Source organism: Rhizobacter sp. (assembly GCA_021153565.1).
Lineage (GTDB): Bacteria > Pseudomonadota > Gammaproteobacteria > Burkholderiales > Burkholderiaceae_C > Albitalea.
The window spans coordinates 1-18,504 of the sequence record JAJKJU010000296.1 but is presented as its reverse complement, the minus strand read 5'-3'; the positions used below and the strand labels follow the sequence as shown (position 1 = coordinate 18,504).

The 18,504-nt window shown below is 63.8% G+C and carries 16 protein-coding genes; 10 read left to right on the top strand and 6 right to left on the bottom strand.

The annotated features are described in order from the left end of the window. The first annotated feature begins 68 nt into the window (after nucleotides 1-68). Nucleotides 69-2,135: an ATP-dependent helicase gene (locus AC30NL_RS18625; RefSeq protein WP_489465480.1), complete on the top strand. Its 2,067-nt coding sequence runs from the start codon at nucleotides 69-71 to the stop codon at nucleotides 2,133-2,135. 702 nt (nucleotides 2,136-2,837) lie between these two features. Further along, the gene (locus AC30NL_RS18620) at nucleotides 2,838-3,980 is read left to right on the top strand and encodes a septal ring lytic transglycosylase RlpA family protein (RefSeq protein ID WP_489465479.1); all 1,143 of its coding nucleotides are present in this window, start codon (nucleotides 2,838-2,840) and stop codon (nucleotides 3,978-3,980) included. A gap of 106 nt (nucleotides 3,981-4,086) precedes the next feature. On the opposite strand, the gene AC30NL_RS18615 is transcribed toward AC30NL_RS18620, so the two are convergent. The 3 genes from AC30NL_RS18615 to AC30NL_RS18605 are packed head-to-tail and all read right to left on the bottom strand — an operon-like array spanning nucleotide 4,087 to nucleotide 7,209. Continuing rightward, entirely contained in the window at nucleotides 4,087-4,833 is a 747-nt protein-coding gene (locus tag AC30NL_RS18615) for an SDR family oxidoreductase (RefSeq protein WP_489465491.1), read from the bottom strand. 16 nt (nucleotides 4,834-4,849) lie between these two features. After that, complete coding sequence (locus tag AC30NL_RS18610) at nucleotides 4,850-5,848, bottom strand: FHA domain-containing protein (protein WP_489465478.1); 999 nt, start codon at nucleotides 5,846-5,848, stop codon at nucleotides 4,850-4,852. Then, entirely contained in the window at nucleotides 5,845-7,209 is a 1,365-nt protein-coding gene (locus AC30NL_RS18605) for a S1C family serine protease (RefSeq protein ID WP_489465477.1), read from the bottom strand. Before AC30NL_RS18605 ends, AC30NL_RS18610 begins: the two co-directional genes overlap by 4 nt. A 97-nt stretch (nucleotides 7,210-7,306) precedes the next feature. Between AC30NL_RS18605 and AC30NL_RS18600 the strand changes: the two genes are divergently transcribed. Genes AC30NL_RS18600 through AC30NL_RS18590 form a run of 3 tightly spaced genes read left to right on the top strand, consistent with a single transcriptional unit; the run spans nucleotide 7,307 to nucleotide 9,965 of the window. Next, nucleotides 7,307-8,332, top strand: a complete 1,026-nt coding sequence (locus tag AC30NL_RS18600; protein WP_489465476.1) for an ABC transporter substrate-binding protein — start codon at nucleotides 7,307-7,309, stop codon at nucleotides 8,330-8,332. After that, nucleotides 8,329-9,132 carry an ABC transporter ATP-binding protein gene (locus AC30NL_RS18595; RefSeq protein WP_489465475.1) on the top strand — a complete coding sequence of 268 codons (804 nt, stop codon included), beginning with the start codon at nucleotides 8,329-8,331 and terminating at the stop codon, nucleotides 9,130-9,132. Before AC30NL_RS18600 ends, AC30NL_RS18595 begins: the two co-directional genes overlap by 4 nt. A gap of 5 nt (nucleotides 9,133-9,137) precedes the next feature. Further along, nucleotides 9,138-9,965: an ABC transporter permease gene (locus AC30NL_RS18590; protein WP_489465474.1), complete on the top strand. Its 828-nt coding sequence runs from the start codon at nucleotides 9,138-9,140 to the stop codon at nucleotides 9,963-9,965. Between the two features lie 42 nt (nucleotides 9,966-10,007). On the opposite strand, the gene AC30NL_RS18585 is transcribed toward AC30NL_RS18590, so the two are convergent. Continuing rightward, nucleotides 10,008-10,934: a LysR family transcriptional regulator gene (locus AC30NL_RS18585; RefSeq protein WP_489465473.1), complete on the bottom strand. Its 927-nt coding sequence runs from the start codon at nucleotides 10,932-10,934 to the stop codon at nucleotides 10,008-10,010. Nucleotides 10,935-11,064: 130 nt separating this feature from the next. Here AC30NL_RS18585 and AC30NL_RS18580 point away from each other — a divergent pair, with 130 nt between their 5' ends. After that, on the top strand, nucleotides 11,065-12,135 hold the full coding sequence (locus AC30NL_RS18580; protein ID WP_489465490.1) for a type II asparaginase: 1,071 nt from the start codon (nucleotides 11,065-11,067) through the stop codon (nucleotides 12,133-12,135). Nucleotides 12,136-12,219: 84 nt separating this feature from the next. On the opposite strand, the gene AC30NL_RS18575 is transcribed toward AC30NL_RS18580, so the two are convergent. Continuing rightward, on the bottom strand, nucleotides 12,220-13,740 hold the full coding sequence (locus AC30NL_RS18575; RefSeq protein ID WP_489465472.1) for a CoA-acylating methylmalonate-semialdehyde dehydrogenase: 1,521 nt from the start codon (nucleotides 13,738-13,740) through the stop codon (nucleotides 12,220-12,222). Between the two features lie 122 nt (nucleotides 13,741-13,862). Between AC30NL_RS18575 and AC30NL_RS18570 the strand changes: the two genes are divergently transcribed. From AC30NL_RS18570 to AC30NL_RS18560, 3 genes are all read left to right on the top strand, one after another. Further along, nucleotides 13,863-14,807, top strand: coding sequence for a LysR family transcriptional regulator (locus AC30NL_RS18570; protein WP_489465471.1), 945 nt, complete (start codon nucleotides 13,863-13,865; stop codon nucleotides 14,805-14,807). 74 nt (nucleotides 14,808-14,881) lie between these two features. Continuing rightward, nucleotides 14,882-15,295 carry a PaaI family thioesterase gene (locus AC30NL_RS18565; protein WP_489465470.1) on the top strand — a complete coding sequence of 138 codons (414 nt, stop codon included), beginning with the start codon at nucleotides 14,882-14,884 and terminating at the stop codon, nucleotides 15,293-15,295. 356 nt (nucleotides 15,296-15,651) lie between these two features. After that, complete coding sequence (locus tag AC30NL_RS18560) at nucleotides 15,652-16,395, top strand: YecA/YgfB family protein (protein WP_489465469.1); 744 nt, start codon at nucleotides 15,652-15,654, stop codon at nucleotides 16,393-16,395. A gap of 28 nt (nucleotides 16,396-16,423) precedes the next feature. On the opposite strand, the gene AC30NL_RS18555 is transcribed toward AC30NL_RS18560, so the two are convergent. Then, a complete protein-coding gene (locus tag AC30NL_RS18555; RefSeq protein WP_489465468.1) occupies nucleotides 16,424-17,710 on the bottom strand; it encodes an Hsp70 family protein in 1,287 nt (428 codons plus the stop codon). A gap of 130 nt (nucleotides 17,711-17,840) precedes the next feature. On the opposite strand from AC30NL_RS18555, the gene AC30NL_RS18550 reads away from it, so the two are divergent. Beyond that, a complete protein-coding gene (locus AC30NL_RS18550) occupies nucleotides 17,841-18,413 on the top strand; it encodes a sigma-70 family RNA polymerase sigma factor (protein WP_489465467.1) in 573 nt (190 codons plus the stop codon). Nucleotides 18,414-18,504: the final 91 nt, after the last annotated feature.

Here is an 18,504-nt window from a genome sequence, read left to right as displayed (position 1 = left end):
GGGTGCAGACATGCCGTCGCGCTTGGCTATGATGGCGCGCCCCCTTTTGCAGTAGCTCCGCCCACTCCGTGTCATCCCCGCCTCCATCTCTCAATCCCGCCCAGCTAGAAGCTGTTCACCATCTCGGTGGCCCCTGCCTCGTTCTCGCGGGCGCAGGTTCAGGCAAGACACGCGTGATCACGCACAAGATTGCGCGGCTCCTGCAGGCGGGCTATGAGCCGGGACAGATCGCTGCCATCACCTTCACCAACAAGGCGGCGGCAGAAATGCGCGAGCGTGCCAAGCAGTTGGTCGGTCCGCGCGCGGCAAAGAACCTCGTGATCAGCACGTTTCACTCACTGGGCGTGCGCATCCTGCGCACCGAGGGCGAACGGCTCGGGCTGAAGGAGCAGTTCAGCATCCTCGACAGCGATGACGTGCTGGGCATTCTGAAAGACGCAGGCGGGTCGAGCGACAACGCACTCGCGCGCAGCTGGCAATGGACCATCAGCCTTTGGAAGAACCAAGGGCTCAACAGCGACCAGGCGGAAGCCGTGGCGGCTGACGACAACGAGCGCGTCGCGGCGCGCGTGATGAAGCGCTTCGAAGAGCGACTGGCCGCCTACCAGGCCGTCGACTTCGACGACCTCATCGGCCTGCCGCACCGCCTTCTGTTGCGCGACGAGGAATGCCGCGGTCAGTGGCAGGAGAGGCTTCGCTATGTGCTCGTCGATGAGTATCAGGACACCAACGCGATCCAGTACGAACTCCTGAAGTCGCTGGTCGGTGAACGCGCGATGTTTACCGCGGTGGGCGACGACGATCAGAGCATCTATGGTTGGCGCGGCGCGACCATTGAGAACCTGCGCCGCCTGCCGCAGGAGTTTCCGAATCTCAAGGTGATTCCGCTCGAGCAGAACTACCGCTCCACCGGCAATATCCTGCGCGCGGCCAACGCAGTGATCGGCAACAACCCCAAGCTTTTTGAGAAGAAGCTGTGGAGTGATTTCGGCGACGGCGAACCGGTGCGCGTGGTCGAGTGCGATGGCGAAGAGCATGAGGCCGAACGGGCAGTCGCACGCATCCAGTCGGTGCGAGGCCAAGGCGGTGAAGTGCAGTTCAAGGACTTTGCGATCCTCTACCGCGCAAACCACCAGGCACGCGTATTCGAAAAGGCGTTGCGCAAGGCTGAAATCCCCTACAAGGTTTCGGGCGGACAAAGCTTTTTCGATCGTGCCGAGATCAAGGACTTGTGCGCCTGGCTACGCCTGCTCGTGAACAACGATGACGACCCGGCGTTTCTGCGCGCCGTGACAACGCCCAAGCGCGGCATTGGGCATCAGACGCTCGGCAGTCTGGGCGAGTTCGCCGGGAAGTGGAAGGTGAGCTTGTACGAGGCATTGTTCGCCGAGAGTCTTGCCACGGCCATCAGCTCGCGCGCCATCGGCTCGCTGCACGAATTCGGACGTTTCGTGAATGATCTCGAATACCGCGCGCGCCACACCACCGGGGCCGAGGATGCCAAGGCGCTCCTGATGGGCTGGCTCAAGGACATTGACTACGAGAAGCACCTCTACGAAGGCGAAGACAGCGAGAAGCTCGCCTCGTCACGCTGGAGCAATGTGCTGGACTTCGTTGACTGGATCGCCAAGCGCTGCGGCGGCGAGATCGAGAACGACGGCGGCGCGACGTTCGAGACCGAGAAGAAGAGCGTGCTCGATGTGGCGCAAACCATCTCGGTCATCATCAGCCTTGCCGAACGTGGCGACGATCAGAACGTGGTTACGCTGTCGACGCTGCATGCCTCCAAGGGACTGGAGTGGCCTCACGTGGTGTTGGCGGGGGTCAACGAGGGACTGCTGCCGTTCAAGAGCGACGACGAAGAGATGACCGCCCAACGGCTCGAAGAAGAGCGACGGCTGATGTACGTGGGCATCACGCGTGCTCGCACGACACTGTCCGTCAACGTGCTTCGCCGGCGCAAGAAGGGGCGCGACACGGTACAAGGCATTCCGAGTCGCTTCATCGCGGAGATGAAGCTGCATGAGGTGACGACGAAGGAAGATCCGCGCGAAAAGCTGAAAGCGCTGAGGGCTGCTGCAGCGCAGCGCGCGGCAGCGGCGACTGCAGATCCTTCAACCTCTGGGAGAGGGTAAGGAATTGGCCCGGCATAAGTTCCCGTTTTGGGGGCGCTGGGCGGGATGCGATGCAAGGCGCTCCGAGCGCCGTATGGTGAGCCACACAAGTGAGGAGCAACGCCGCAGCGCGCCCGCCCAGCTGCCCCCAAAACTATGGTGGGCCGACATCCCGACAGAACCGTTCCAGCACCCCGCGCCATGATGCTGCTGCCGCTGGGACAAAGCCGGGCACGCCCCGCCCAGATCTGACGTTGGCATCGCCCCCCGGCGAGGCCGCCTCATCTTGCAGCAAACAAGTCGAAGACCTTGTGCCACAACGACTTACGACCACTCACGTCTGATGGCCCACAGGGTTTTCCACAGGAGACGGGGAAAACATCACGCGGTGCCCCCTCCCTGTGATCTCGGCAATGGAATCCTGCCCGAGCTGCAAGCCTTGGCTGGACAAGGGCATGGCCATGCAGCTTCTTGATGTCCTCCGTCGAAATTACCTCGGCCTCGATCGTGAAGCGAGCCTTGGGGTTCTTCGACATCACGAAGTTCATCGTCGTCAGGTTGCTCTTGCAGCTCTCAGCCTCTCAGCCTCTCAGCCTCTCAGCCTCTCAGGCCGGGTAGCGGCCTCGACATGGGCCGAGGAGGCTTTTGCTTATCATTCGCCCAATTCCACTGCCCCCGGAGGGGTGGCATTGCGCGAGCGATGTCGCCAAATCCGGATTGCGCATGCCACTCGCCGCTTGCTCGCGTACATCGATCAGGCCATCCGCCTTGCGCTTGGCCTGTGCTGCAACCGCTCTCGTCGTCTTCGCTGGGCTGACGGGCTGCGGCACGAGTCCGTCAAGAAGCGCGGGAACGACCACCGGAGGCCCGGGCGGACCTGTGGTCGTGGCCCGTCCGGGTTCGTCAACCGGCTCCGAGCGTGATGGGCCCGATGCCAAGCCGCCCACCGATCTGGCCAGCGTCCCCGACGCGGAGCCGAAGATCGAGCCGATCCGAAACGGCGGGCCCAACAAGCCTTACGAGGCCCTCGGGCGCGACTACACGCCGATCACCGAAGACCAGGCGTATGCCGAGCGCGGGCTTGCCTCTTGGTACGGCAAGAAGTTCCATGGCCGGCGCACGGCCAGTGGGGAGCTCTACAACATGTACGCGATGACAGCGGCGCATCCGACGCTGCCCATCCCGAGCTATGCGCGCGTGCGCAATCCAGCCAACAACCGCGAGGTTGTCGTTCGCATCAATGACCGCGGGCCATTTCATGCGGGCCGCATCGTGGACCTGAGCTACACGGCGGCATTCAAGCTGGGTGCGCTCAAGGGCGTGACGCCGGTGGAGTTGACGCGCATCACCTTCGAGGAAATCCGTGCAGGCACGTGGCGGCGTGACGGTGCTCCGGACGCCATGGCCGCGTCGAACAGCAATCGTGAGGTGACGGCGCTCATGCGAACACCGGCTGCATCGGAGCAGGATGCGACGATTCCGGCGGCGCCAGTGACTGTCGCACCGCCCGTTGTCACGCCTCCTGTGCCGATCGCACCTCCCCCCGCCGAGCGCATGGCGCCCGCACTGTCGTCGGAACCCGCGCCGAGTGCCGACGCGAATGCCGTCGTTGCCGAGGCGCGTCCGAGCGCGGGCTTCTGGGTCCAGTTGGGTGTCTTCCGGCAACGTGAAGGCGCGGACGGTTTCCATCGCAAGGTGGTGGCCGACCTCGACTGGCTCGCGCCGCTGCTGGCGGTGTTCAGTGAGGCGAGCGCTTTTCGCTTGCAGGCTGGTCCGTATTCCAGTCGTGAGCAAGCTCAGGATGTGGCCAAGCGTGTGCGTGATGCGCTCAGCCTCGTGCCGGTAATCATCGAACGACGACCGTAATCCGGACTGTCTCCGGGCTGCGAATGCCTCAGCGCGTGTACCGAGGCTTCGATACGCCGTAGGCGACCCAGCCCGAGGGGTCTGGAAGTGGTTCCTCGCCAAGTCCTTAGCGTCCTCCGGCCACGTCGAGCAAGGCACCCGTCGTATAGCTCGCCGCGTCGGACAACAGCCAGACGATGGCTTCGGCCACTTCGCCCGCTGTGCCTGCACGTTGCATGGGCAATTGGGCGGCCAGCGAATGCGCCCGCTCGCCGTGCCCGCTGGTCTCGTGAATCTCGGTGTCGATGATGCCGGGGCGCACCGCGTTCACGCGAATGCCCTCGGCCGCGACTTCGCGGGCGAGCCCCAGCGTGAAGGTGTCGATTGCTCCCTTGCTTGCAGCGTAGTCGACGTAGATGGCGGGCGACCCGAGTCGTGCCGCTGCAGACGACAGGTTCACGATGGACCCGCCTGCATGGCCGTGACGTGTGGACATGCGCTTGACCGCTTCTCGGGCACACAAGAAGCTGCCGTACACGTTGATCGAAAAGATGCGTTGCCAGCGGGCGAACGACATCTCGTCAATGCGTGCCGCCACGTCGACCACGCCCGCGTTGTTGACGAGCCCTGCAAGTGGCGGCAGCTCGGCGTCGATGCGCGCGAACATCGCGAGCACCTGGTCTTCATCGGACACGTCGGCTTTCAGAGCGAGCGATTGGCCGCCTGATGCGCGAATGTGTTCGACGACCTCATTCGCCGCCGATTCATCTCGCGCGAAATTCACGGCCACCGCGAATCCGCGCTCGGCGCACATCGCCGCCACCGCCGCTCCGATGCCTCGGCTGCCGCCGGTGATGAGCACGGTGCGTCGCATCCGCGCTCCACCCGGGTCAATCTTCATCGCCCCCGCCGTCGTCTCCGGTGTCACGCTTTCGGGCCTTGTCATCGAGCGTCGGTTTCAGCGATGACAAGCCCTTGACGAAGGCGTCGGTTTCCAGCGGCCTGGCTGCGCGCAGGGCCGGCGGGAAGAGGTGATTCATGTACAGCTCTTCGCCGAGTTGGTCACGGGCCTGATGGTTGAACCACAGTGACAGCCCTGTGGCGGACACGAACATGCCCACAGCGACGGCCTGCATTCGAACCGGTCGCTTGGGCTCGACCCCCAGCACATGGAAGTACAGCATCGCCGCAATGATCGCGTAGGTGTAGACGAAGGTGAAGTCGCTCACCGCGGGCCACGAAAACGAGTAGGCCAGCAGGTGCGCGGCGCTGCCCACGAGGTCGATGGCGAGCACGCCGATCAGCATCACCCGTACGTGCCACCAGAAGTGGCTGCGGCGCGTGAAGATCTTCGACACCAGTGACCAGCCGGCGCTCCACGCACTGGCGGCCACGAGCATGGTCAGGAGCATCGCGCCAAGCGCACGCGTCGCATCATCCGGGTCGGCGTCCAGCCAGGTCGTGAAAAGCAGCACCGCCACCACCGCCACGCCCGCAGTGACAATCGGCCGCGCTGCGTGCCAGAAGCTGCGCGGCTTGCGCAATGGCCGCTCCGGTGGGACTGTGTGATGCGCCAATCGAAGGCACAGGTGCGAATCGCCGACCTCGAGCCGCAGCGGCGTGCTGCCAACGGCAATGCGCTCGCCGTAGGCAAGATGGCGAGCGCCAGCGCGCAGGCCGTTGATCGTCTCGCCCACCTGCACGAACACGCCGTTCTCGTCGGCATCGACGCGGAAGTGATGCGGCGCGATGTAGTCGTCGTCGATGACGAGGTCGTTGTCGAGCGCGCGACCCGCGCTGACTGGCCAGGTCGACACCGGCAGGTAATGCTTCACATGGTCGTCCCGGTCCAGGACTTCCAGCAGGGCGATCGTCGGGCTGGCACTCATGGTTGAAGCAGCCCGTAGGCGTCAAGGTAATGCTGAGTGAGCTTGATGGCATTGCCGAAGCTCACGCCCTGGGCGTCGAAGCGGCCCTGCACGCCACCCTGGTTCTGGTCGAGCGTGGCCACGAGCACCGACACGTCGTAGAGCTGCGGCAGCTTCTTGTATGCACGCATGCAGACGACGGCGCGCATGGGCAGCTTGTCGTGAGTGATGAAGTCTTCGTGGCACTGCGGCTTGGTCATGTGCTCGCCGCCCAGGCGCCGGAAATTCTCATTGCGAAAACTCGCCGAATGACGCGCCGCGAAACGCATCGTGCCGAGCTTGCTGCCGTCGTAGCTCTGGTGCCGCAGACTGATTGCACCGGTCGTGTACTGCCCGACGAAGATGCGCGTTTCCATCACGCATTGGGAGTCCTCGTAGTCGAGTCCGCCGGTGCGCGATTGGTGGCTCGCGCCCCAGCAGCGCATGAAACGCTCCGGCGGCACGGGCACCCGGTAGCGCGGATGCGTCGCCGACTTCCAACCCTGCGCAATAAAGCGGTCGGTCAGCACGGCCTGGTGTTCAAGCAGTTGCCGCGTCATCTCCGCATGCGCCGCGCCCTTCATCGGCGGTGCATTGCGGCCGCGTTCGAGCAAGGCCGCGGCGAATGACGCGGGCACCAGGAAGCTCACTTGTTCGCCATCGACACGGCGCGCAACGTTGATGCCGATCACGCGACCTTCCTGGTCGAGTGCAGGTCCGCCGCTCATGCCCGCGCTCAAGGCGCCCGAGAAAAAGATCTGCGGATAGAAGCTGCGCTCGACGAGCCCGTTGTAGTTGCCTTCGATCACCGCGAAGCCCACGTCCAGCGGGTTGCCCAGCGAATACATGCGCTCGCCTTGCCCCAGTGTTTGCTTGGGCGAGCGGAAGTTCAAGGCGTCCCAGACGGGCGGCGCTTCCTTGGTTGCGGTCTCCTTGCCCTTGGCTTGCGAATCTGCGGGCGCCGCGGGCTTGACCAGAGCGAGGTCGTGCAGCACGTCGAGCATCAGGATGTCGAGCTTGGCCTCGCGGCCATCGGCGGTGACGTACACGAGATCGTGGTTTGCAGGCTCCAGCGCCACTTCGCTCACGACGTGGAAGTTCGTGATGATGTGGCCTTCCTTGGAGACGATGAAGCCCGAGCCCACAGAGGTCTGGCTCGCCCGGCCCTTGAGCACGGTGCGGATCTGCAGCAGCTGCGAACGCGCCTGTTCATAGACCTTGCGCGCCGACATCGAAACGACGGGTGCACTGGCCGCTTCGGCCGGTGCGGGCGCTTCAGGTTGAGCCGAAGCGAAGGGCGGCACGAAGCACAAGGCCAACGCCAGCACACGAAGAGTCTTCATCGCGAAGGATTGTAGGGTGGACAAAGAGCAGCGCAACGCATCCTGAGCCTGCAACATTCCGCATGTAAAGTCGAAGACCCTTAGTCGGAGATGCCCAATGCAACGACGCAGTTTCGTGTTCTATGGTGCCGCCACACTTGCCGCTCCTGCCTTCGTCCGGGCACAGGAGCTCGAAAAGCCCAAGCTGACCATCGCGGTTGGCGGCAAGAATCTTCTGTACTACCTTCCGCTGTCCATCGCCGAAAGCCTTGGCTATTTCAAGTCGGAGGGCCTGGAAGTCACCATTGCTGATTTCGCCGGTGGTTCTCGCGCACTGCAGGCGATGGTGGGAGGCAGCGCGGACGTGGTCTCGGGGGCTTTCGAGCACACGCTGAACATGCAGGCCAAAGGCCAGAAGCTGCGTGCGTTTGTGCTGCAGGGCCGCGCGCCGCAGGTGGTGCTGGGCGTGAATCCGAAGACCATGCCGAACTACAAAACGGTGGCGGACCTGAAGGGCAAGAAGATCGGCGTGACAGCGCCGGGTTCGTCGACCAACGTCATGGCCAACTTCGTGCTCGCGAAGGCGGGCATCAAGCCGAGTGACGTGTCCATCATCGGCGTGGGCGCTACCAGCGGCGCGGTGGCCGCGATGCGCTCGGGACAGATCGATGCGATCAGCAACGTCGACCCTGTCATCACGCTCCTGCAGCGAAGCGGCGACTTGAAGATCATTTCCGACACGCGCATCGTGGCGGAAGCCGACAAGGTGTTCGGCGGGCCGATGCCGGCGGGCTGCCTGTACGCGCCGCAAGCCTTCATCGACAAGAACCCCGCGACCACGCAGGCGCTTGCCAACGCGATCGTGCGCGCGAACAAGTGGATCCAGGCGGCCGGCGCCACCGAAATCATCAAAGCCGTGCCCGAGAGCTATCTGCTGGGCGATCGGGCCGTCTACATCGACTCCTTTCTCGCGAGCAAAGGCGCGATGTCAGCGGACGGCATGATCCCCGAGGCGGGTGCAGCCACGGCCCTGCGCGCCTTGCAGAGCATCGACGATTCGCTCAAAGGCTTGAAGTTCGATCTCGCCGCGGCGTGGACCAACGACTTCGTGAGGCGGGCAAACCAGAAGTACCCCAAGGCATGACGGCACCCGCCCTGACGCTGGACGGTGTCAGTTGTACTTTTGTCTCCCGCGACGATCCGTCGCAGCGCTACACCGCGGTGCGCCACGTGTCGCTCAAGGTCGGCTCGGGCGAATTCGTCTCGGTGGTCGGGCCGACGGGATGCGGCAAGAGCACGCTGCTCAACATGTCTGCCGGCCTGCTGCTGCCCAGTACCGGAGAAGTCCACGTCTTCGGCCAGAAGCTCGCCGGCATCAACGGGCGCGCTGGCTACATGTTTCAGGCCGAAAGCCTGATGCCCTGGCGCACCGCACTCGAAAACGTGATGGCCGGCTTGTCGTTTCGCGGCATCGCCGACGCCCGACAGCAGGCCGAGGACTGGCTCAAGCGCGTGGGCCTGGGCGGCTTTGGCGACCGCTATCCGCATCAGCTCTCGGGCGGCATGCGAAAGCGCGTGAGTCTTGCGCAAACGCTGGTGCTTGACCCGGACATCATCCTCATGGACGAACCCTTCTCGGCCTTGGACATCCAGACGCGGCAATTGATGGAGAACGAGGTGCTGGACATCTGGAATGCCAAGAAGAAAGCAGTGCTGTTCATCACGCACGATCTCGACGAAGCCATCGCGATGAGCGACCGCGTCGTCGTCTTGTCGGCCGGCCCGGCGTCGCATCCGATCGGCGAATTCCACATCGACCTCGAGCGCCCGCGCGACGTGGCCGAGGTGCGCACGGCCCCTCGCTTCGTGGATCTGCACAAGGCCATCTGGGACGTGCTGCGCGAGGAAGTCCTCAAAGGCTACAAGCAGCAGCTCGCGGCGTGACGACCATGTGGCAACTCATCAAGCCCAGCCGCCGCAACCTGCGCATCTGGCAGGTCGGCGTGCTCGTGATCGTCTTCGTGCTGTGGCATGTGCTCACTGCACCCGGGCTCGTGCCGCCTATTCTTTTCTCCGACGACAGACAGGCGGCATTCTTCTTCGGCGAGCCGATCAAGATCTTCAGCCGCATCTGGGACTGGTTCATCGCCCATGCTGACATCTACCGGCACCTGTGGATCACGCTGCTCGAAACGGTCCTCGCCTTCGGCATCGGCACTGCGCTCGGTCTCGCGTGCGGACTCTGGCTCGCGTTGAGTCCGATGGCGGCGGCGATCTTCGACCCCTACATCAAGGCGCTCAACGCCATGCCGCGCGTGATCCTCGCGCCCATCTTCGCGGTGTGGTTCGGCCTGGGTATCGCAAGCAAGGTCGCATTGGGCGTCACGCTCGTCTTCTTCATCGTGTTTTTCAACGTCTACCAGGGCGTGAAGGAGGTGAGCCCGGTGGTTCTCGCCAACGCGCGCATGCTGGGCGCGAGCAAGCGTCAGTTGCTGCGTCACGTGTATTTGCCCAGCGCCACGAGCTGGGTATTCAGTTCATTGCACACCTCGGTGGGCCTCACCTTCGTCGGCGCGGTGGTGGGCGAATACCTTGGCTCGTCGCAAGGCGTGGGCTACCTCATCCTTCAGGCTGAAGGCAGCTTCGACATCAACACCGTGATGGCGGGCATTCTCGTGCTCACGGCATTTGCGCTCGTGCTCGACATGATGGTCGGCGTGGCTGAAAAGGTCTTGATGAAGTGGCGGCCGCAAGCGGCTGAGAGCGAACGGCTGTAGCAGGAGTCTCTGAGACATGGCGCTCAGGATGGCCCGCTCCTGTCAGGCGGGCAAGCCTTCCTTGATCACCGCTTTCACTGTATCGGCCAGGCGCCGCGCCAAAAGCGTCGGCGAATGGTTCTTCGCGAAGAATGCGTTCATCGTGCACTCCACATACGGCTGCAGAGGCGTGACCACCACGTCCTTGCGCCGCATCGACGCGGTGCGAAAGTCAACCACCGTCCATCCGAGTTCGCGCGCGACGAGTTCCTCTGCGAGTTGCGAAGTCTGCACGAGGATGCTCCCCGTCGGTCGAAAACCCTGATGCTCGCAATAGCGCAGAAACGCCATGTAGAGGGGATCGTCGTCGGTCAAAGCGATCATCGGCAGGGTCGACAGCAGTTCGAGCAGACCCGTGGGGCTGATCTTTTCGGTGATCGATCGGGCGTGCCGGCCGGGCAGCATTGCGTATAACGGCCCGACGCCAAGAGATCGCGACTGAATGCCCGGGTGGGTAATGGTGTAGTAGTCCATGCCGACGTCGACAGTGCGCGTGAGCAGCTCGGCGGCGATCTGGCGCTTGTGCACCGTGTGTACCTCCACCGTCACGTTCGGATGAAGGCGGTGAAAACGTGCGAGTGCGTCGGGCAACAGCTTGTGGCACACCGCAGGAATGGCGGCGATTCGTAGCACCGAGCCTTGCTCGCCGCTCTTCAAGTTCTGGGCCGTTCGCTTGAGCGATTCAAGTCGTTCGAAGATGGCCGAGCTTTCTTCAAAGAGCGCAAGGCCTTCGGTCGTGGCCACCAGCCGCCCGCCGGCCCGGTGGAAGAGCGGAAAGCCCAATTGAAGTTCCGCGTTGGCCACCGATCGGCTCACCGCCGATTGGGTCAGGTGAATGAGCCGGGCAGCCGCACTCATGCTGCCGGTTTCCATCACCGCCTGAAATACCTCAATGTGCCGAAGACGCATGCTGCCTATGGTAACCAGCACGTCCTCATGGATATGAGTGCCGTGCATGGATGTGATGCGGACACTCAGCCCACTCTCGCGCCTCCATTGCCTAGCATTCGTTACCAGACTAAAAAGCAGGAGACAAAACGTGAGAGCCTTCCTCCCATTCATGCTGCGCGCCGGACTGACCGCGCTCGTTGCGGCCAACACCGCCTGCGCCCAAGTGGCTCCGCAGATGGCGAACGCAGGCGTCAAGCCCAACATCGTCATCGTCGCAACCGGCGGCACCATTGCCGGCGCTGGTGCCACGACGGCCAACAGTGCGACTTATCAAGCCGCCAAAGTGCCGGTCGACAAGTTGATCGCGGGTATTCCCGAGCTGAATGATGTCGCCAACGTCCGCGGCGAGCAGACGTTCCAGATCGCTTCCGAAAGCTTCACCAACGATAGGTTGCTGCAACTCGGCAAGCGCGTGTCCGCTCTCGTGAAAGAGCCTGGTGTGGACGGCGTGGTCGTCACGCATGGCACGGATACGTTGGAAGAGACCTCGTTCTTCCTGAATCTCGTCGTGCACACCGACAAGCCCATCGTGGTGGTGGGCTCCATGCGCCCCGGCACGGCGATGTCGGCCGACGGCATGCTCAACCTTTACAACGCCGTGGTGCTGGCCGGAACGCCGAGCGCGCGCGGCAAGGGCGTGCTTGTCGAGATGAATGACGACATCCTCACCGGCCGCGACGCTGCCAAGCGCATCAACATCAAAACCAATGCCTTCGCCAGTGCATGGGGGCCGCTGGGCATGGTGGTCGAGAACAAGGTCTACTGGTTCCGTGCGCCGGTCAAGCGCCACACGATGCAGTCGGAGTTCGACATCGACATGCTGACAACCCTGCCTGAAGTGCAGATCGTCTACGGTTCGGGGAACATGGCGGTCGAGATGTACGACGCAGCCGTGAAGGCAGGCGCCAAGGCGATCATCAACGCAGGCGTGGGCAACGGATCGGTGCCGAATTACGCCGTCGACACGCTCAAGAAGATTCGCGCCGGCGGCGTGCACGTGGTGCGTTCGTCACGCGTCGCAGATGGTTTCGTGATCCGCAATTCGGAGCAGCCGGACGACCAGTACGACTGGGTGGTAGCGCATGATTTGAATCCGCAGAAGGCGAAGATTCTTGCGGCCTTGGCACTCACGCGCACCAACAGCACAGCGGAGTTGCAAAGGATGTTCTGGGAGTATTGACCCCTACGCCACCGCCACCGCCACCGCCACCCGATTGCGCCTGCCGTGCTTTGCCCGGAGCAATCGGGCGATTGGGCCAAATCCCTACTTTGCGGTAGGCATGACGAACTCCGCGCCCTTGGCGGTGCTTTCGTGCCAGCGCTGCATGACGGATTTTTGCTTTGTGTAGAAGCGAACCCCCTCTTCGCCGTAGGCGTGCATGTCCCCGAAGAGGCTGCGCTTCCAGCCGCCGAATCCGTGCCAGGCCATGGGCACCGGAATCGGCACGTTGATGCCCACCATGCCAACCTGTATGCGGCGTGCGAACTCGCGTGCCACGTGACCGTCGCGCGTATAACACGCGACCCCGTTGCCGTACTCGTGGTCGTTGACGAGTTGCACGGCTTCGGAGAAGTCTTTGGCGCGAACGCAGGCAAGCACCGGGCCGAAGATCTCTTCCTTGTAGATCCGCATGTCGGGCGTGACGTGGTCGAAGAGCGTGCCGCCAGTGAAGAATCCGTCTTCGTGGCCGGGCACGCGGATGCCTCGGCCGTCGACCACCAGCTTGGCGCCTTCGCGGGTGCCGACGTCGATGTAGTCTTCGATGCGTTCCAAAGCCTGCCGCGTGACGATGGGGCCCATCTCGGCATCGAGTTCCATGCCGTTCTTGATCTTGAGCGCCTTCGCGCGTTCGGCCAGGAGCGGAACGACCTTGTCAGCCACGTCGCCCACCAGCACCGCCACGCTGATTGCCATGCAGCGCTCGCCCGCGGAGCCGTAGGCCGCGCCGATGAGCGCGTCCACCGCCTGCGGGATGTCGGCGTCGGGCATCACCACCATGTGGTTCTTCGCACCACCCAGTGCCTGCACGCGCTTGCCGTGGTGCGCGCCGGTTTCGTAGATGTACTGCGCGATCGGCGTGGAGCCGACGAAGCTCAACGCCTTCACGTTCGGATGAGCGAGCAGGGCATCCACCACCGCCTTGTCGCCTTGCACGACGTTGAACACGCCGTCGGGCAGGCCGGCTTGCTTGAGCAGTTCTGCCATGAACAGGGACGCCGACGGATCGCGTTCGCTGGGCTTCAGCACGAAGGTATTGCCGCAGGCGATGGCCACGGGGAACATCCAGCAAGGCACCATGCACGGGAAGTTGAAGGGGGTGATGCCGGCGACCACGCCCAAGGGTTGGCGCAGCGTCCAATTGTCGATGCCGGTGCTCACCTGGTCGGTGAAATCTCCCTTGAGCAACTGCGGAATGCCGCAGGCGAATTCAACGATGTCGATGCCGCGCGAGACTTCGCCCTGCGCATCGGTGAACACCTTGCCGTGCTCGGCGGTGATCATGGCGGCGAGGGTGTCCTTGTGTTCGTTGAGCAGCGCGAGAAAGGCATTGAGCACGCGGGCCCGGCGGATGGGCGGTGTGTCGGCCCAGGCTGGGAAGGCGGCTTGGGCGGCAGCGACTGCGAGGTTCACCTCTTCGGCCGACCCCAGCGCTACTTGACGAGCAATCTTGCCCGTCGCGGGGTTATAGACCGCTTGTTTGCGAGCACTGGTGCTGGCCACGGGGCGGCCCGCAATGAAGTGGCCGACGTCGGTGGTGCCGGTGAAGGATTCAGGTGCGCCCATGATGAGGTCTCCGAGAGGAATTCCTGAAGTCTAGGCCTCTCACCCTGTGATGCCAATGCTCGTTAACTGATTTGATTGTTCATTCAAACGAATAATGCGTGTCGGAAAGGAAAGACCAATCAATGAGCAGCGAACGCACCGACACGTGGTGGCCCCACGTCCACTTGCTGACCGTCATCGCCCAGACCGGCAGCTTCACGCAGGCTGCGCAACGCCTCGCGCTCAGCAAGGCGGCAGTGAGCCAGCGCATCGCCGAACTCGAGCGTTCAGTCGGGCTCACGCTGGTGCAGCGCACGACACGCTCTGTACGCCTGACCGATGCCGGACGGCGGCTGGTCGAAGAGACCGCTGAATCCTTCGCCCAAATCTCGCGAAGCCTTTCCGACGTGCGCGACCTGGCGGGTGAGCCGCGCGGACTGGTCCGCGTCACCGCACCCGTGGCTCTCGGACGGCAGCATGTGGGGCCGACGCTTGAGGCCTTCTTCCGGTCACATCCAGACGTGCGCGTCGAGCTCGAACTTTCGGATCGCATGGTGAATCTCGCGCATGAAGGCTTCGACCTCGCGGTGCGGCACACCAGTGCGCCGCCGGACAACCACGTCGCATGGAAGCTTTGCGACTCGCGCACGTTGCTCGTGGCCACCGCCGGCTATTTGCGCCGAAAGGGTGTGCCCGAACATCCGAGCGAACTGGTGGACCACGACTGTCTTGCGTACCTGCGCACCGGGCCGGCCAAATGGCTCTTCGAAAAGGCGGAGCGCCCCCGTGGCGCACGCGAGCGTGAGCGCGTCATTGTGAGCGTGCAGGGGCCTTTGCGCGCGAACAACTCCGAGCTGCTGCGCGATGCAGTGTTTTCAGGTCTTGGCATCGCGCAGATTCCCGACTTCAGTGCCGTCGGCGCTTTGCGCGCGGGAAAACTGCGCGAGGTGCTTCCGCACTGGCGGCCGGTGGGTTTTTTCGGGGACGCGATCTACGCCGTCCGCACCTGGAGCCGCACGACGCCGCGAGCGGTGCAGGTGCTCGTAGACCACTTGCGCGCAGAGCTGTCGACAGGCTTTGGTGCCTGAAGGTCGTATCCAACAAACGCGATCGTCGCCAAGTCTCGCTATGCTCGGCCGTCCGAAACTACAGGGCGAACTCAATGCTCAGGCCACACATCACACCGGACACCTTTCATCGCAAGCAGTCGGGCACCCTCCCCGACCGCTACGGCGTGCGCATCACTCAGATCGCGCAGGGTCGCCTCGATGGCGAACTGGAGCTGCAGCCCTGGATGCACGCGCCCAACGGCTTCCTGCATGCAGCCAGCGTCATCCTGCTGGCAGACACCTGCGCGGGCTACGCGACGATGGCGCATCTACCCCAAGAAGCCAAGAACTTCACCACCATCGAGCTGAAGAGCAACTTCCTCGGCACCGCCAAGGAAGGCGTGATCCGCTGCGAAGCCGTGGCCGAGCACCTCGGGCGCAGCACCCAGGTCTGGGCCGCCACGGTCTTCGCCCCGACAGGCAAGAAGATGGCGCTGTTTCGGTGCACGCAGATGATTCTTTCCTAGTCCTAGACTGCCGTCGTCGACAGACGAAAAAAAAGCCCACCCGCTTGGAAGCGGGTGGGCTGTAAAGGTCCTTGATTAAAAGGACGTCGTTGGGACGGTTGCTCGGTCACTCACCCTGATTGATTCGTTGATCTTTTTCGATGGAGGGTGTCTAGGGACCTTGACGCGGGGCATCTGGAGAAGCCCCGTGTGACAGCGATGAACGCACTGTAGGGGCAAGCATCCGGTGCGGATATCCCCAATACAAGGGAGGACGCCGCGATTCCTGATTCCTTTGTGGCGGGACGTTTCCCGGTTGTCGTGCAGGAGACGTTCAAACCAGGAGGCGACGGCCGCTCACGCGCCACAATCACGCCATGCCGCTTCCTCCCCGTACCCGTCCGCGTCCGCCCCACCGGGCAGCGCATACATCTCCGCCGCCGATCAAGCGTGCGGTGGTCCAGCCCCTTGACGAGCGCGAAATCGACGAACTCCAGGTCCTGCTCGACCGCGTGCCACAGTCGCTCGAAGCGCTGGATGTGAGCATGCTCGACGGATTTCTCTGTGGCGTGCTGTTGCAGCCGCAGCGCATTCCCGAAAGTCGCTGGTTGCCACACATCACCGATGTGGACGGCCGTCCGCTGCCGGCAGGATTCGATGCGAGCCGGCTGCATGTCCTGGTACGCCGCCGCCACGCCGAACTCGAAGACGCGATTGCCCGCCGCCAATGGTTCGACCCTTGGGTGTTCGAGCTCCAGGTCGACGAGGTGCAGGACGAGTCAGACGATGTTGAGGAGGCGCCCGCGGAAGTCGACGCTGTCTACCCGTGGGTGGCGGGCTTCGCCACCGCGCACGAGTTCTTTCCCTCGGTGATGCAATTCGACGCGGCGGAGATCACCGAGCCGCTCGCGCTGGTGTACCGCTACCTCGACGCCGACGACCTCGAAGACGCAGACGATCTGCTGAACGAAATCGAGACGCTGGAGCCCCCCGCTGACTTGGCGGAGGCGGTGGAAGGCCTCGTTCGTGCCACCTTGCTGCTCGCGGACGTCAGCCGGCCCGCCAGCGCGCCGCACGCGTCGCGAGCGGCGCCCAGGCAGCGTCCGCCACGCCGGCGCTGATCAGGTGACCCGAAATACTCTCAGCCTCTCAGGCGCGGTCGAAGAGCCGGCGCGCGTGCAGGCCCAGCCCGGTCGCCACGCTCGCGAACCGGTCGCCACGAACGGCACGGGCTGTTGGGAATGCCTCAGCGATCTTCTGCGACAGCAGGCGAAAGCCCGTCGAGCCGCCAGTGAAATAGAGCGCATCGATCTGCTCCGGCCGCAAACCGGCCTGCGACGCTGTTTCGCGTGCCGCATTGACGATGCGTTCGATGTCGCCCTCGATGGCGTCGACGGCACTATCTTCAGTCAGGCGCGCTGTGAGCTTCGATTCGACGTGGCTGAGGTCAATGACTGCATCGCCTCCGCCGGCGACGTCGATCTTGGCCTGCTCGGCGCGCGCAGCCAGTTCATGCCCGAGCCGCTCGGTCACCACGATCATCAGCCGCTTGTGATGCAGCGGGTCGGCGTAGTTCACCTTCATCGCCCGCAGCTCGGCCACGCGCTGGGGGCTGTACACGGTGTTGATCAGGTGCCAGGTCGCGAGGTCGAAGTACACGCCGCTGGGCACTTCGCGTGGGGGCGCGCCTGCGATGCTCGGGCCGTAGGCGCCATAGCCGAACTCCGGCAGCACGCTTGCGAGCTCGACGCGGCGGTCGAAGTCGGTGCCGGCGACGTGCACGCCGTGGTTGGCGAGGATGTCGTCCTTGCGCTCCAGCCGGGTGGCCCGTTTCGGGCCCACACGCACGATTGAGAAGTCGGAGGTGCCGCCGCCGATGTCGGCCACCAGCACTATCTCTTCGTGGTCAATCTGCCGCTCGTGGTCGAAGGCAGCGGCGATGGGCTCGTACTGGAAATGCACTTCCTCGAAGCCCACGCTGCGCGCTGCTGCTTCCAGCGTCAGTTGCGCCTGCCGGTCGCGAACGGGATCGTCATCGACGAAGAACACCGGCCGGCCTAAAACCGCTTGGCGGATCGGAGCGCCCCCTTGCGCCTCGGCGGTCGTCTTCAGATGCCGCAGGTAGCCCGCGATGATGTCGATGTACTTCACCCCCCGCCCGCCGCCCATGTCGGTGGTCTGGTCAACGAGCGCGGAGCCGAGGATGCTCTTCATCGAGCGCATCAGGCGTCCGTCGACGCCGTCCACGTAGGCCGACACGGCCGCCCGGCCGAAGGCGCGCGGCGGGCCGTTGGTTTCCGGCCCCTCCACGAAGTAGAAGACGGCGGTGGGCATCGTGCTGTGGCCGCGTTCGAGTTCGACGAGGCGCATGGCGCCCGCGGGGGCAGGGATGGCGATGGCTGAATTCGAGGTGCCGAAGTCGATCGCACAGTACATGGTGGGGCCGATCAGGAAAACGCAGGGGGGCGCGATTGTAGGTTCGGATGGAATCCGCTGGTTTGATTCTGGGAGATGACGGCATACTCTGCGCCGGCCAACTGTTGCGGGGCATCTCCCCGATCCGCCCATGTCTGCTGCTGCTGACCTTCCGCAATTGCTGTCCAAAGTGGCCTTGCGCGACCGGTCAGCGTTCGAGCAGCTTTATCGCTCGACCTGCGCGCATCTTTTGGGCATTGCATTCCGTATATTGAGCAACAGGGATCGCGCCGAAGAGGTGCTGCAGGAAGCTTTCATGAATGTCTGGAACAGCGCCGCAGGCTACAACCCTGGAGTTGCCACCCCCATGACGTGGCTCATCAACATCGTGCGCAACAAGGCGATCGACGCCCTGCGCTCGGGCAAGACCGAGCGCAACACGACCGTCGTGCTCGACGACGAAGGGATGGAGGTGGCGGGCGACGAATCCCTGCAACCGCAGCAGTTGCTCGACGACAGCCTCGTCAAGGTGAATATCGACCGCTGCATGAGCGAGTTGAATCCGTCGCAACGGCAAGCGCTGGCGCTGGCTTACTACCAAGGGATGGTGCATACGGACATTGCGCAGGCGTTGAATGCGCCCTTGGGGACGGCCAAGGCGTGGGTACGGCGGGGACTGGACAAGCTCAAGACGTGTCTTGAGGCGGCAGGGGTGACAGCATGAAGCGAAGGGCGAGGGGCCCCGTACACGGGGATCGACCAGCGAAATGCTGTCATGTCGACGACCAAGAGGCGTCTCGAACCTGCGCGGCATT

Bases quoted from the DNA above. Each gene is read 5' to 3' on its own strand.
- AC30NL_RS18620 (WP_489465479.1), top strand. From the start codon at position 2,838: ATGCCACTCGCCGCTTGCTCGCGTACATCGATCAGGCCATCCGCCTTG.
- AC30NL_RS18615 (WP_489465491.1), bottom strand. From the start codon at position 4,833: ATGCGACGCACCGTGCTCATCACCGGCGGCAGCCGAGGCATCGGAGCG.
- AC30NL_RS18610 (WP_489465478.1), bottom strand. From the start codon at position 5,848: ATGAGTGCCAGCCCGACGATCGCCCTGCTGGAAGTCCTGGACCGGGAC.
- AC30NL_RS18605 (WP_489465477.1), bottom strand. From the start codon at position 7,209: ATGAAGACTCTTCGTGTGCTGGCGTTGGCCTTGTGCTTCGTGCCGCCC.
- AC30NL_RS18600 (WP_489465476.1), top strand. From the start codon at position 7,307: ATGCAACGACGCAGTTTCGTGTTCTATGGTGCCGCCACACTTGCCGCT.
- AC30NL_RS18595 (WP_489465475.1), top strand. From the start codon at position 8,329: ATGACGGCACCCGCCCTGACGCTGGACGGTGTCAGTTGTACTTTTGTC.
- AC30NL_RS18590 (WP_489465474.1), top strand. From the start codon at position 9,138: ATGTGGCAACTCATCAAGCCCAGCCGCCGCAACCTGCGCATCTGGCAG.
- AC30NL_RS18580 (WP_489465490.1), top strand. From the start codon at position 11,065: ATGCTGCGCGCCGGACTGACCGCGCTCGTTGCGGCCAACACCGCCTGC.
- AC30NL_RS18575 (WP_489465472.1), bottom strand. From the start codon at position 13,740: ATGGGCGCACCTGAATCCTTCACCGGCACCACCGACGTCGGCCACTTC.
- AC30NL_RS18570 (WP_489465471.1), top strand. From the start codon at position 13,863: ATGAGCAGCGAACGCACCGACACGTGGTGGCCCCACGTCCACTTGCTG.
- AC30NL_RS18565 (WP_489465470.1), top strand. From the start codon at position 14,882: ATGCTCAGGCCACACATCACACCGGACACCTTTCATCGCAAGCAGTCG.
- AC30NL_RS18560 (WP_489465469.1), top strand. From the start codon at position 15,652: ATGCCGCTTCCTCCCCGTACCCGTCCGCGTCCGCCCCACCGGGCAGCG.
- AC30NL_RS18555 (WP_489465468.1), bottom strand. From the start codon at position 17,710: ATGTACTGTGCGATCGACTTCGGCACCTCGAATTCAGCCATCGCCATC.
- AC30NL_RS18550 (WP_489465467.1), top strand. From the start codon at position 17,841: ATGTCTGCTGCTGCTGACCTTCCGCAATTGCTGTCCAAAGTGGCCTTG.